The organism is Nostoc sp., assembly GCF_036917395.1.
Lineage (GTDB): Bacteria > Cyanobacteriota > Cyanobacteriia > Cyanobacteriales > Nostocaceae > Nostoc.
This window is the reverse complement of the sequence record NZ_JBALDI010000052.1, coordinates 1-12,100: the sequence shown is the minus strand read 5'-3', so window position 1 is coordinate 12,100 and position 12,100 is coordinate 1. Positions and strand designations below refer to the sequence as shown.

Genomic DNA, 12,100 nt, shown 5'->3' with positions numbered 1-12,100 from the left:
GCCTCGTTCGATAGTTGCTTTAGGTCAGGCAGTTTTTCCATTCTTTCAGCTAACCTCTATCTTGGCCTCCTGTCAAGGGGGTTGAGCAATTACCGCTTTTTTATAGCTCCTGTCCTGCAATGGAACATCAGCAAAAATACAACCTTAACGGTTGACTTCTCTTATACCTACAACGATCCAGTGGTTGATTTTGGTGTAGTAGCCCTCAGTGATGCTTCTCTGGTACTGCCGATTAATCGAGCCTTGTTCTATCCATCCCTAGACAGGTTTACTGAGGAACAATTTCAGGCGAGTTACTGACTTGAGCATAAGTTCAGTGATAACTGGCAGCTTCGCAATGGCTTTTCTTTCTATAATACAAATCAGTCCGGCGGCTCTACATACACAGAGGTTGACTTCCGTGATGATCGCTTTATTGACAAACTCTATACTGATGGTGTTTTTCTGCTCCAAGATTATGAAATGCAGACTGATCTGATTGGGAAATTTGTCACAGGTTCCATTAAACATCAGTTATTAATTGGGTTTGATCTCAGTCGTGCGACCAGCTATTTTACGGCTGGTTATGCTCCATTACCGACAATCGATATCTTCAACCCAAATTACAATGTTACTCGACCAAATGTCCAAATCGATAACTATGGCACAACTTTCACAGACAGCCTGGGCATCTATATTCAGGATCAGATTGACATTACCAATAATTTGCACCTGCTAGTCGGTGGGCGATTTGACTTCACCGAACAGTACGATAGTCTTGATACCTTTTTTCAGGGGGATCAAGCGTTCAGCCCTCGTGTTGGCATTGTCTATCAGCCTATTAAACCAATTTCTCTCTATGCCAGCTACAGTCAATCGTTTACGCCAGTGATTGGGCGATCGCGCACCAATTCACCCTTTGAGCCTGAGCGAGGCAACCAATACGAAGTCGGCATCAAAGCAGACATCACTAATAAGCTGTCTGCCACGTTAGCTGCTTTTCAGATTACTAAGACCAATGTGCAAACTAGCGACCCTGTTGATCCGATCAATTTCTCGATCCAAATCGGTGAGCAGCGCAGTCGAGGGGTTGAGTTCACCATTGGGGGCAAAATCCTACCGGGATGGAATATCATTGCAGGCTATGCTTATACCGATGCGCGAGTCACCGAAGACAATGATATTGCAGTGGATGAACTTTTGCAGAACGTTCCCAAAAATGCAGCGAACCTGTGGACAACATACGAAATTCAAAGCGGTGACTACAAAGGATTAGGCTTTGGATTTGGACTAGTCTTTGTGGGCGAACAGCAAGGCGAGTTTCCTAACAGCAACTACCAAATTCCTAGTTACGTCCGTACTGATGCTGCCTTGTTTTACCGCCGAGACAACTGGAGAGTTGGTATCAACGTGAATAATCTTTTTGACGTGGAATACTATGAGACTGCTACAAGACGAACCCTCGTCTATCCAGGCGCACCTTTTAATGTGCAAGCAACGATTTCCTACAAGTTCTGAATCAGGTGCTTCGTTCAAAATGCAGGAAAGTGATTGATAATCTCATAAAGATGGGAGTTTTAACTCGCTTGCTTTGTTGGTCATCGGCTGAACAACTTGCCCTAGCACTCGTTTTGTGGACAACGCTTTAAATAGGAACTGCATTTTTTCTGTTAAGGCACTTACAAGTAATAAAATGCTATGAGCCTAGCTTTCGCCCGGAGGGCTAAAGCGCCAAAATCTCGTCGTTTTGGCAACAATATCCTTGAAACGGTGCTTGCTTTTATTTTTTGGATCTCTCTTAATCTGTTGAGAGTTAATATTTGAAGTCTATAAACCCAAACAAAAGATGTTTATGAAAATACTTTTGCCTCGCTTTACTTAATCTATTGTTATTGAGCGTTTTGACATTCACACTTGCTTCCGCTTGTGCAATAATATTGACCACAGTGTTACTTATCAAAAAGTTTTAATAAAAAACATATGTCTTCAACTCCTCTAACCTTAAACCTAATTGAAGGTTCTGTCTCCTTCAGTTTTTCACCCCAAGCAGCACGAGAATTAAAGACAGCGACTGATCAACTGATGGAGCGCCTGAAAGCTGTGGCCGCTAAACCTACTCCTGGCGGCGGTAAAGTCACTCCCCAGCCTCCCTTGGAATATCGTTATACGGGTGAAGTATTTTTAGAAATTTTCTGCAATCCTAATATCTGGCCGACGCCCTTCGCAGCCAAAGTTTTACTGACTGTCCGCAACATCAACATCCGCTTGACTACAGAAGCTGAACTTACCCGCATCATTGAAGACATTAATCAGTATTTAGAGCAAGTAGGATAATACTTCCGATGATTTTTTCTGCTTTTCGAGATTTTTAAGAAAGAATACTATACAAACTTTGGATTTTGCAAAAGTTGAGCCAGCTGCTTGCAAAGGCTTTATGCTGCGCTGTCGGTTGGCCCAACTTAGCAAACTTTTCAGCACGAATTTTGGGTTTAAATAGCAAACTATTGCTCACTTGAGGGAAGCGATGTAATGAATTGCGAGTCAAAAGTGAAGTTCCTCCACTTTTATCAGATCAATGTAGGAACTTCACAGAATCTATACACTTGACTCAAGCTGTAGCACCAGATATACAGAACGAATGGTTCTGATATTTACTTCAAATTGAAAAATTGTATAAATTCAGACTCAAATGCTTCTGTGTTAATGAAAAATGCAAGATTCTATATGAGGCAATGCTCATCAAAAACCAGAGATTATTCCCCAGATTAGGCGTCGAATCGTTGATGGTGACATCCACACATCAAAAATAAAGTCCCAATTCCAAATCCGAAATCAAACATTGATTAGTCGTTGTCCCACTGTTCACGACCAATTAGGTCGCCAATGCGATCGCGTAACAAAAAGTCACATTTCTCTAATTCACATTCAACACAAACCCACTCTCTCGCTGGAATGTATTGGCAGAGGGTATATATTGGCTGTTGTCTGCTAACCATTCCCTTTTGCACCAGTCGGCGTGCTTCGTCTTGAATCACATCTAGAGAGTAGTAATTGATAAAAGGCACCGTATTCACACTCATGGTTTTTACTCACAAATTAACACTTACGATAGTGTTCCCGTTAATAATTAGGAACAAACATTACAGAAATTAGACTTGTGGCTAAGATTTTGTAGTTTGCTATACGGAACTGTTTTTATTTTGACGCTACATATCCGGAAAATATTTCAAGAAATGTTAAGAAAGTCAACAAATCCTGACATTCATTGAAAATCCGCTTTACAAAAAAAATTCCTTGTAGTTAACTTAACCTGCTAGGGTGGCTGGATAATTTTTATTCAACAAGTCTAAAAGTCTTGCCATCACTGTATTTAGGCAAGATTTGGCGTGTGGGAAGAATTCATATCGCGACGCCGATAGCGTAGCGTCAGCGACGCAGGAGCGTCATAGCTCGCCGCAGGCATCGCTTACATATCAAATAATCACCTTAAAGCCGGATTTAGAACTGCTGGTATTTATCTAAGGGTAAACAACACAAGAATATTTGTCAGATAATAAGGTATAAACTGTTGCAAAACATAACGGTTAAAGTAGATTACGAAGGCTTTTATCCCGGCATTTGTTAACAATTTATTAAGTAAATCCGTAATGTATTGGTTATTTTCAGCACTAACGTTCTACAGTTTTCTTTTGACAAACATCTGTAAAAGGGTGGAGTAATACTAATTCGTAATTAAGACACACTTAACAATTCAAAATTCAAAATTTAAAATTGTTCCTCCAGCCTCTGGTAAAGAAGAGAGTTTCAGACTCTTATTTAAACCCTGACTGAAACTGAACGCGAGCTAGGTGTAGACGTTGGCGTTAGCCTCTCTCAAAAGGAGAAGCGGTCTTAAACCCTTTGATTTATGAGAAACAGAAAGCGTATACATGCAACTACTGATCGCTGAAGTAGATTATGGTTATATTAAAACAGACGCGACCTAGTCACGTCTGTAAACTGTTTGGCGGATTTGCTGAGATTAATTGTTCTGAAGTTACATTGTTATTTAAGTTACTTATTCACTAGATGATTCATCATCTTGATCAGTGCTGTCTTTTACTGATACGAGATTTTCTGGCGGACGCTCATGGTTAAGTTGGTTTAGTAGTGCCAGTACTTTATTACCACGTTCTATGGAGCGATCTTCGAGAAATATGACCTCTGGTGTCCGACGTAGCCGTACCCGCGCCCCAAGTTCGCTGCGGACGTAACCCGTCGCCGACTTTAAGCCTGCCATTGTTTCGACCTTAGCTTCATCTGTACCATAGATACTGACGTAGATTTTGGCGTGTTGGAGATCGCCGGAAACATCAACATCAGTAACACTTACCATTCCTGTACCCACACGGTCATCTTTAATGCCGTTGAGCAGCATTTGGCTAACTTCCCGTTTGATCAGTTCAGCAACGCGGGAAACCCGGCGATTTGTAGCCATAAAAATTTAGCCTCCTCACAGAGGTTGTACAACAAAAATAGATTGCAAGTTGGGTAGACAGTACTTAGCGTGAGCAACGCCAAGAGCTAACCGTCTATGGGGCACAACCCCGATATAGCGCTAGTCTAGATTGTACTCAAGCCTAGCATTGCCCGTAGGGTGAAAGTAAGGAAGACTAGGCTGCCCACAAATAAACCCAAGATAGCGATCAAGGTGACTGGGCGCTTCAACAGTGGCACTAATGGCGCAAAGGTGTTCAGAAACAATCCTAAGACGATAGTAATTAAGTACCGGGGGTAGCGAAAGACGTTATCCCAAAATCCGTCAAACATCTGAATGTAAACTGCCTTGTTATATACTTACGTTTGTTTTGATATGCTTTATTTACTCAATTGTAATCTATTAGGCTGGAAAATTAGCCAGTTAATCTAAAATATGGCTCGTCGGTTATATTGGCTTTATTTAGTCACAATTATTTTCAGTTAAATCGTAGGTAAATGGTAATTCAAATCCCCAAAGAAACTAGCCCACGTCCATTTTTGAAGTGGGCAGGGGGTAAAAGTAGGTTGATACAGCAATATATTCCTTATTTTCCCAAAAATTATAAAAATTACTATGAGCCATTCTTAGGTGGTGGTGCTGTTTTTTTCTATCTCCAACCAAGTGCAGCGATTTTAACTGATATTAATGCCGACTTAATTAACACTTATTGTTGTGTAAGAGATGATGTTGAAGAATTAATTTCTCTATTGAAAGAGCATAAAATTCGACATAATAAAGATTATTATTATAGCGTCCGAAACAACTCTAGTGGTACTTGTGTAGAAAAAGCTGCTCGGATAATTTATCTTAATAAGACTTGTTTTAATGGTCTTTATCGAGTCAACTCACAGGGTAAATTCAATGTGCCTTTAGGCAGATATGAAAATCCCAATATTTGTCATGAAAATTTACTGCGACTAGCCTCAATAGCACTTTCTCATGCTGAAATCCAACAAGCAGATTTTACAGAGGTCCTAAATCATGCTACTAGCAGTGATGACTTTGTATTTTTTGACCCGCCCTATCATCCTATCAGTGAGACTAGCTATTTTACTGCTTATAATCAAAATTGTTTTAGTAAAAAAGACCAAGAACTTTTAAGAGATACTTGTGCAGAGTTGGCAAGTCGTGGTGTCAAAGTTATGGTATGTAATTCTGATAGCGATTTTATTAGTAAAATTTATACTGATATCAATTTTGAAACCTACAAAATCAAAGCAGCCCGATCAATTAACTCAAACATAAAAAATAGAGGCATGATTTACGAACTATTAATTACATCTTTTAAAGATTTTTATTTGCCCAAGCAATGAATCTGTCTAAGCTATAAACTGCTAATAAATTATGATTATCATTAACTCGTGCTTTTAGCCATTTGCTTGCGCTTTCTCGCATACCTTCACCGCCTAAAATCACGATAGTTGGTGCAGGGTAATAATTCTGGATATTCATGTTCAAGTAAGGAAATTTTTCATCAACAGAACCGGGGCTTTCTTGCCATTTGCACTCGAAGATTAAACCAGACGGCATTGCAGGTGAGCCAACAACATAAAAATCAACCTTCAGAACGGTATGATAAATTCCAGTTCCAATATAAACTTCTTTTCCATAACGTTTTGGTAATAAAGCAGCATTCAATATAAATTCTTTTGGCACATAGTTTCCTACTTGGAAATAATTATGCCCATTTAAGATTGCTTCTACATTTCCTTCTAAAATATTCCCAGACTTATTTGCCCGTCCGCCTTGAGTCAGAGCCATCATCAATCCCTCTGCCAAAAGTCCTGTTTATTATAGGATTTCACAGAAGTAGTAACAAATAATCAGTTGCTTAATATGAATTTTTGATTTTGACTAAACAAGGTTGGATTAATAGGCAAAAAATCCGAAAAATTTAGTATTTTTGTACTAGTTAAAGACAAATGTATTAATAATTGGGATCAAGAATGAGTTGCTAATTCAGGAAGTATGAAAGAAATGAAATTTTCCTTTTCTCTTTGCCTCTTAACCTTTTTCCTAACCTCTCTAATAACTAGAATTTAGCTTGGATAAATTTTAGTGATTTCGCCTTAGCTTTAGCCTGTCTGGGCTTCAGTATGACCGTTGCGGATAGTCCATGCTAGTTCTAAGAGTTGAGTCCAGCGCTTTTGTAGCTGTTTGGGAGTGCATTTGATGGCTTTGGCGATCGCTTGGTCGTTTTGTCGTGCAGTTTTTAACTCTAATATTTGCTGTTGCTGTTCTGTGAGTTGATTTAAAAAGACTTCCCACTGCTGGGAAGATAAACCCAACTTTTGTTCTAAACCTGCACCTAACCATTGATGTACCAATTGCCAATGGTGTTGTTTGGCAAACTTTTCTACGTGGTATTTAAAGCGTTGTTGGAGATAATCGCGCTGACGGCTGGTTAAACCGAGAATTTGGTCAATTTCTGGGGCTGAGAGGTCTTGGAGTTTCAGGCTGAGGTAGTTCATACAGTCAGATTGGCCTTGAGACTCCAGGTATTTCATCAATTCAGTGATGACGCGATCGCGTTCTGACTCTTCTGATGGATCAAAATTAGTTTGGGCAATCATTTGCGATCGCAACTGTTGCACCGCCGAGTTACGCTGGTAAGATTCTGCTTCTTCACCCTTGGCAGACTCTACCGCCATTTCAATATCCACGGTAGTTTCTTGCGGCTGACGACGAGCAAAACCTTGGGCCCGCAAGATAATCAATTGCTGATTTGCACCACCAGGTAAATTGATCCGGCGTTTGGCATACTGTTCTGTAAATGCCATATATTCAGCTAATTGCAGCTGAGTACGCGGCGTATGATCATTAGGTAGTTCGTTTTCTCTGCGGAAAGCTTTGATAGCTTCGATATAAAATGCTTGTAAAAAATCTTCAATTAGGCTGTAACGAGCCTCAAAGCCCAACTCAGAGCCGGATATAGTTACATGGCGGTAAACCATAGCACCCAAATTGCTATGTAATTCCACCCGCCCTTGTTTGGAACCTAGTTGGTAATAACGTAAGCACTTTTGCATCCGATGCCTTCCCAACGTAATCTGCCAGGATTTGATTTGCCCAGATGTTTGGATACGGGAGCTTTTGTCACAAATGCGTTCTACTTCTATAGCTATGCGGTTTGCTAAAGCTTCTACGCATCTGGGTGCTGCTTTCACTTGTGCTTGCATTTCCTGACACAGCAATTCAATCAAGTTACCACTGCTGCTGTCTGAAAATTCTTCGGTCGAAAGGTGATTATCAAAAATAGGTGTAGAGTTTGGTAGATTAACGACGTTAGCTTTCATGACTTTTCCAGGGAGTAGTATTGCACCGTAATTACAACGCAGACACAGCAATCAAGGCTAGCCTTGGCTTATGAATCTTTGGGCATTCATCCATTAAGACTTGCCGCATGTAATGCTCACATCTAAAGCTCATATATAAAACTATAGGAAATACGAGAGAGTTACGGTTATGGCAATGTGTCGGTTTTTTCACAAGCCGCCACATTCACGCGGGGACATGAGTACCCGTCATTTTCTCAAAGTTGTCAAATCCCTTGCTGTACCGACTGTTACCACCATCCTGTTATTGCATTTGTGCCCATCGGAGACATCGCCTTTAAATATGACAATTTCAAAACTGGAGTCGCTTTTATCACAATTTCCGAAACGGAGAGGTGCGCCTGTGAAGTTTAATTCTTATACCCATGCTGCTGCTGCTTCCCAACCTAAACCCCTCCGTATAATTACTGGTTTCTCTGCCGTCAGATCCAAGATGGTAGACCCTTCATATGTAGGTTCTTCGCCAGTATCTACAATTATGTCTACCAAGTTGTCCAAACGGTCAAATAACTCTACCCGCGACTGAACAGTTTCTGGATCTATCCGAATCATCCCATTATCTGCTTCATCTGCTGGCAGATGTGCTGAAGTTGAAATAATCGGATTGCCCAACGCTGCCAGCAACTCCAAACACACAGTATGGTTTGGTACTCTAATTCCAGTAGTTTTCCGCTTGGGGCTTTGCACCAATCGCGGTACTAATTTAGTTGCTGGGAGCAAAAACGTGTATGGCCCTGGAATCAGGCGTTTCATAATCCGATAGGCTGTGTCACTTACGAAGGCATAAGTTGCCACATTTGAAAGCGAGGGAGATAAAAATGTCAGTGGTTTATCATTTGCTAGCTGTTTAATTTGCCGCACTCGTTCTACCGCCGACTTGGCATTCAAATCACAACCGATCGCATAGACTGTATCAGTAGGGTAAAGCATGACTGCGCCACTAGAAAGCGCCGACTTTATTTCCTCTATTCGGCGAATTTGAGGATTATCCGGATGAACTGGGAAAATTTTTGCCATAAAGGGATTGGGAATTGGGGATAGGGGAGAATAACTAATGACTAATGACTAATTTATTATGAATAAAATTGCTTATCTTCAATGTCCGACAGGGATTTCTGGTGATATGTGCCTGGGTGCTTTGGTAAGTTTGGGTGTTCCTGTGGAGTATTTAATTGAAAAACTCAATGGGTTAGGTATTGAACAGGAATATCAGTTAAGGGCGGAATTTGTCCAACGGAATGGTCAGCAGGCGACTAAAGTTTATGTGGATTTAGTAGACGATCACCACCACGACCACGAACACAGTCACCATCACACACGCCACTTGCCAGAAATAGAGGAGATGATTATCAAAGCGGGGTTGCCACCACGGGCAGAAGCTTGGAGTTTGGCAGTATTCCAACAGCTAGCAGTAGCTGAAGGGGCGGTGCATGGCATTTCGCCTGAAAAAGTTCATTTTCATGAAGTGGGTGCTGTAGATGCGATCGTAGATATTGTGGGTACTTGCCTGGGGTTGGATTGGTTGGGGATTGAGAGCAATGACGAAGGATTGCCCCTGCTTTACTGCTCGGCGTTCCCGACTGGTGGCGGCACTGTTCGGGCTGCACATGGTCAGATGGCAGTACCAGTACCAGCAGTATTAAAGTTGTGGGAAATGCGGGGTTGCCCAGTTTATAGCAATGGAATTGACAGAGAACTGGTGACACCTACAGGGGCTGCGATCGCTACTACTTTGGCAAAAGACTTTGGTTCACCACCCGCGATCGCTATCAAGCAGGTAGGACTGGGAGCAGGAACCATAAATTTACCCATTCCCAATATTCTACGCCTCTGGCTGGGTGAAAGCGTAAGTTTACAGTCTAATTTTAGCGATTCTGAAGATACTAGCTCAAATTTAGAAAATTTCAGCGAATCTGAAGATACTAGCTCAAATTTAGAAACGATATCAGTACTAGAAACCCAAATTGATGATTTAAATCCGCAAGCGATCAGCTATGTGTTTGAGGCGTTGTTTGCGGCTGGTGCGGTGGATGTTTTTACCCAAGTGATCGGCATGAAAAAGTCCCGTCCGGGGATTTTGCTGACTGTGATTTGTCATCCAGAAAATTTACTCAGTTGTGAAGCGGTTATATTCCGCGAAACCACTACTTTGGGCATTCGGCGAACAACTCAGCAACGCGCCATTTTACAACGGGAAATTCAACAAGTGGAAATTGAATATGGCAAAGTGCGTGTCAAAATAGCATGGAAGGGAGAATTACCAGAAAAAGTTATTGTTAATGTGCAGCCAGAATATGAAGATTGTGCAGACTTAGCTCGAAAACATAATATTCCCTGGCGTGAAATTCAACGACTGGCGCTACAGCATTGGTATTTAGTCAATGACTGAATCTCCTCGTTCTCAGTCTCCGACTGGGAACGAGGGAATTGACTAGCTTAGAGCTTTCACTAAGTACTGTGTCAATGTAAATGCATCTACACCCAATTCGGTACGCTCTTGGGTGGCTATTATACCCGCTTGTGAATGCCACCATGCAGCAGTTGCCACAATATCTTCTACAGGAATCTGTTTAGTTGCTGCTTGCGCCAACAATCCACCCAGTAGCCCAGTTAACACATCGCCGCTACCGCCACGCGCCAAGGCAGGTGTGCTTTCAGGAACAATCCAAACGGCATCTTCAGGGTTTGCGATCGCAGTTCTCGCCCCTTTCAACAACACTACCGCCCCACTTTGCGCCGCTGCTTCCCGTACTGCTTTCACCCTGTCATGTTTGGCATTGGCAACATCAGGAAACAATCGTTCAAATTCGCCAGTGTGGGGTGTGAGTACGGTTATGGCAAGACGTTTTTTTAATGTGGCGATCGCTCCCATTTGTGCCAGGATATTTAAACCATCGGCATCGAGAAGCAAAGGGCGTTCGCTGTTGATCACTTCTTGGACAATCGGAGTAGCATCTCGTGTTAAACCGGGGCCACAGGCGATCGCATTAAAGGAAGTTAGATCAGTTTTTTCTGGTAATTGCAATTGAGCGATGGCTCCGGTTTCCGTCTCTGGACAACCGACAATTAACGCTTCTGGCAAGTGTGACACCAAAAGAGATTTTAGCGATTCGGGTACGGCAATCGAAAGCATCCCCACACCACTAGCCCTAGCACCCAAACCAGTTAAAATTGCTCCACCTGCATAGCGCCGCGAACCGCAAATCAGCAGTAAATGTCCTTCCTTATATTTGTGGGTGACTGCTGGACGAGGTAAAGGTAAAGTAGCAAGTGCCGTTGCTGATGTAATACGTTTAATCCTGGGTGCATCTTTGAGAACAGCTTCTACATCAGCTAAAGGAATATCAAAATCGATTAACTCAGCTTTGCCGAGATATTCCAGCGCCTGATCTTGGAAGAAAGCTAGTTTCCATAAACCCAAGCAAAAAGTGTGAGTGGCGCGAATCGCAGTTCCTAATACAACGCCAGTGTCGGTGTGTAAACCTGAAGGTAAATCGATGCTATAAATCGGCACAGACAATTCATTTAACTGATTAATTGCCGAGGCAATGGGATCAGTGAGGTTTTTTTCTAAACCATACCCAAACAACCCATCAATCAACAAATCAGAATCTGGCAGTTGCTCAATTGTTTGATAAATTGGAATGCTCAAACTCTGAGCATACTGCAAGTGCTGCGAAGTTAATTCCTTAAGCTTAGAGAAAGGAGAATAAATCCAAATCTCATATCCGCGAAAGTGTAATTCACGGGCTACTACTAAAGCATCCCCGCCATTATGACCGGGGCCGACAAGAATTCCGACACGAGAAGGAACATCTCCCTTTTTAAGGGGATTTGGGAAGATATCTTGAATGCGACGGGCAGTTAATCCGGCGACCTTTTCCATCAAAGCGACTACAGGCATTCCTGCTGCAAAGATCCGCTCTTCAATATCGCGCATCTGACCAGCAGTCACTACCACTTGCGAAATTTTTTCTTGCTTGTTCTGCATCAGTCCTGAGTGCTGAGTTATGAGTTTCACTAAACAAGAGGTTCACTACTTTACTCATCAGCTTACCTTGGATGTGCTTACCACCTAGCAACTTTTCACTTTGCTGACTGACGTTAGCTTTGAGTAAATCGCGGTAGTCAATCAATTTATTAATACAGTTTTGCGTAAAAGCCTAGCGTTCTTACAGCAATTTTCAGGTAATTAAACCACAAACTCGGGTAAAATGGGAGTAAAGTAATTGTTAGATTCGATGCCAGTATCTTACTCAGGTGATTT

11 protein-coding genes and 1 pseudogene are annotated in these 12,100 nt (G+C 41.9%); 5 read left to right on the top strand and 7 right to left on the bottom strand.

What is annotated here, in order from left to right; all coding sequences use genetic code 11:
* From V7K46_RS18540 to V7K46_RS18530, 3 genes and pseudogenes are all read left to right on the top strand, one after another.
* Window positions 1-300: hypothetical protein (locus V7K46_RS18540; RefSeq protein ID WP_335115613.1), on the top strand; the 300-nt coding region annotated here is incomplete at its 5' end.
* Between the two features lie 12 nt (window positions 301-312).
* A pseudogene (locus V7K46_RS18535) lies at window positions 313-1,497 on the top strand (TonB-dependent siderophore receptor); the annotation flags it as partial.
* Window positions 1,498-1,959: 462 nt separating this feature from the next.
* On the top strand, window positions 1,960-2,313 hold the full coding sequence (locus V7K46_RS18530) for a hypothetical protein (protein WP_335115611.1): 354 nt from the start codon (window positions 1,960-1,962) through the stop codon (window positions 2,311-2,313).
* Window positions 2,314-2,822: 509 nt separating this feature from the next.
* Here V7K46_RS18530 and V7K46_RS18525 read toward each other — a convergent pair.
* The 3 genes from V7K46_RS18525 to V7K46_RS18515 all read right to left on the bottom strand — a co-directional run bounded on the left by V7K46_RS18525 (window position 2,823) and on the right by V7K46_RS18515 (window position 4,788).
* Entirely contained in the window at window positions 2,823-3,059 is a 237-nt protein-coding gene (locus V7K46_RS18525) for a DUF4327 family protein (RefSeq protein ID WP_273762671.1), read from the bottom strand.
* Window positions 3,060-4,036: 977 nt separating this feature from the next.
* Window positions 4,037-4,456, bottom strand: a complete 420-nt coding sequence (rbfA, locus tag V7K46_RS18520; protein ID WP_335115609.1) for a 30S ribosome-binding factor RbfA — start codon at window positions 4,454-4,456, stop codon at window positions 4,037-4,039.
* A gap of 125 nt (window positions 4,457-4,581) precedes the next feature.
* Entirely contained in the window at window positions 4,582-4,788 is a 207-nt protein-coding gene (locus V7K46_RS18515) for a DUF751 family protein (RefSeq protein WP_273762674.1), read from the bottom strand.
* A gap of 165 nt (window positions 4,789-4,953) precedes the next feature.
* Between V7K46_RS18515 and V7K46_RS18510 the strand changes: the two genes are divergently transcribed.
* Window positions 4,954-5,811, top strand: a complete 858-nt coding sequence (locus V7K46_RS18510; protein ID WP_335115607.1) for a DNA adenine methylase — start codon at window positions 4,954-4,956, stop codon at window positions 5,809-5,811.
* On the opposite strand, the gene V7K46_RS18505 is transcribed toward V7K46_RS18510, so the two are convergent.
* The 3 genes from V7K46_RS18505 to V7K46_RS18495 form a co-directional block, all read right to left on the bottom strand.
* Window positions 5,783-6,259: a PD-(D/E)XK nuclease superfamily protein gene (locus tag V7K46_RS18505; protein ID WP_335115615.1), complete on the bottom strand. Its 477-nt coding sequence runs from the start codon at window positions 6,257-6,259 to the stop codon at window positions 5,783-5,785. The genes V7K46_RS18510 and V7K46_RS18505 overlap by 29 nt on opposite strands.
* A gap of 314 nt (window positions 6,260-6,573) precedes the next feature.
* Window positions 6,574-7,794, bottom strand: a complete 1,221-nt coding sequence (locus tag V7K46_RS18500; protein ID WP_335115605.1) for a HetZ-related protein — start codon at window positions 7,792-7,794, stop codon at window positions 6,574-6,576.
* 396 nt (window positions 7,795-8,190) lie between these two features.
* Complete coding sequence (locus V7K46_RS18495) at window positions 8,191-8,850, bottom strand: L-threonylcarbamoyladenylate synthase (protein WP_335115603.1); 660 nt, start codon at window positions 8,848-8,850, stop codon at window positions 8,191-8,193.
* Window positions 8,851-8,908: 58 nt separating this feature from the next.
* Here V7K46_RS18495 and larC point away from each other — a divergent pair, with 58 nt between their 5' ends.
* Window positions 8,909-10,222 carry a nickel pincer cofactor biosynthesis protein LarC gene (gene larC / locus V7K46_RS18490; RefSeq protein WP_335115601.1) on the top strand — a complete coding sequence of 438 codons (1,314 nt, stop codon included), beginning with the start codon at window positions 8,909-8,911 and terminating at the stop codon, window positions 10,220-10,222.
* Between the two features lie 42 nt (window positions 10,223-10,264).
* Here the strand turns inward: larC and V7K46_RS18485 are convergent, their stop codons facing one another.
* Entirely contained in the window at window positions 10,265-11,824 is a 1,560-nt protein-coding gene (locus V7K46_RS18485; RefSeq protein WP_335115599.1) for an NAD(P)H-hydrate dehydratase, read from the bottom strand.
* Window positions 11,825-12,100: the final 276 nt, after the last annotated feature.

Coding starts and splice junctions, on each gene's coding strand:
- V7K46_RS18530 (WP_335115611.1), top strand. CDS start 1,960: ATGTCTTCAACTCCTCTAACCTTAAACCTAATTGAAGGTTCTGTCTCC.
- V7K46_RS18525 (WP_273762671.1), bottom strand. CDS start 3,059: ATGAGTGTGAATACGGTGCCTTTTATCAATTACTACTCTCTAGATGTG.
- rbfA (WP_335115609.1), bottom strand. CDS start 4,456: ATGGCTACAAATCGCCGGGTTTCCCGCGTTGCTGAACTGATCAAACGG.
- V7K46_RS18515 (WP_273762674.1), bottom strand. CDS start 4,788: ATGTTTGACGGATTTTGGGATAACGTCTTTCGCTACCCCCGGTACTTA.
- V7K46_RS18510 (WP_335115607.1), top strand. CDS start 4,954: ATGGTAATTCAAATCCCCAAAGAAACTAGCCCACGTCCATTTTTGAAG.
- V7K46_RS18505 (WP_335115615.1), bottom strand. CDS start 6,259: ATGGCTCTGACTCAAGGCGGACGGGCAAATAAGTCTGGGAATATTTTA.
- V7K46_RS18500 (WP_335115605.1), bottom strand. CDS start 7,794: ATGAAAGCTAACGTCGTTAATCTACCAAACTCTACACCTATTTTTGAT.
- V7K46_RS18495 (WP_335115603.1), bottom strand. CDS start 8,850: ATGGCAAAAATTTTCCCAGTTCATCCGGATAATCCTCAAATTCGCCGA.
- larC (WP_335115601.1), top strand. CDS start 8,909: ATGAATAAAATTGCTTATCTTCAATGTCCGACAGGGATTTCTGGTGAT.
- V7K46_RS18485 (WP_335115599.1), bottom strand. CDS start 11,824: ATGCAGAACAAGCAAGAAAAAATTTCGCAAGTGGTAGTGACTGCTGGT.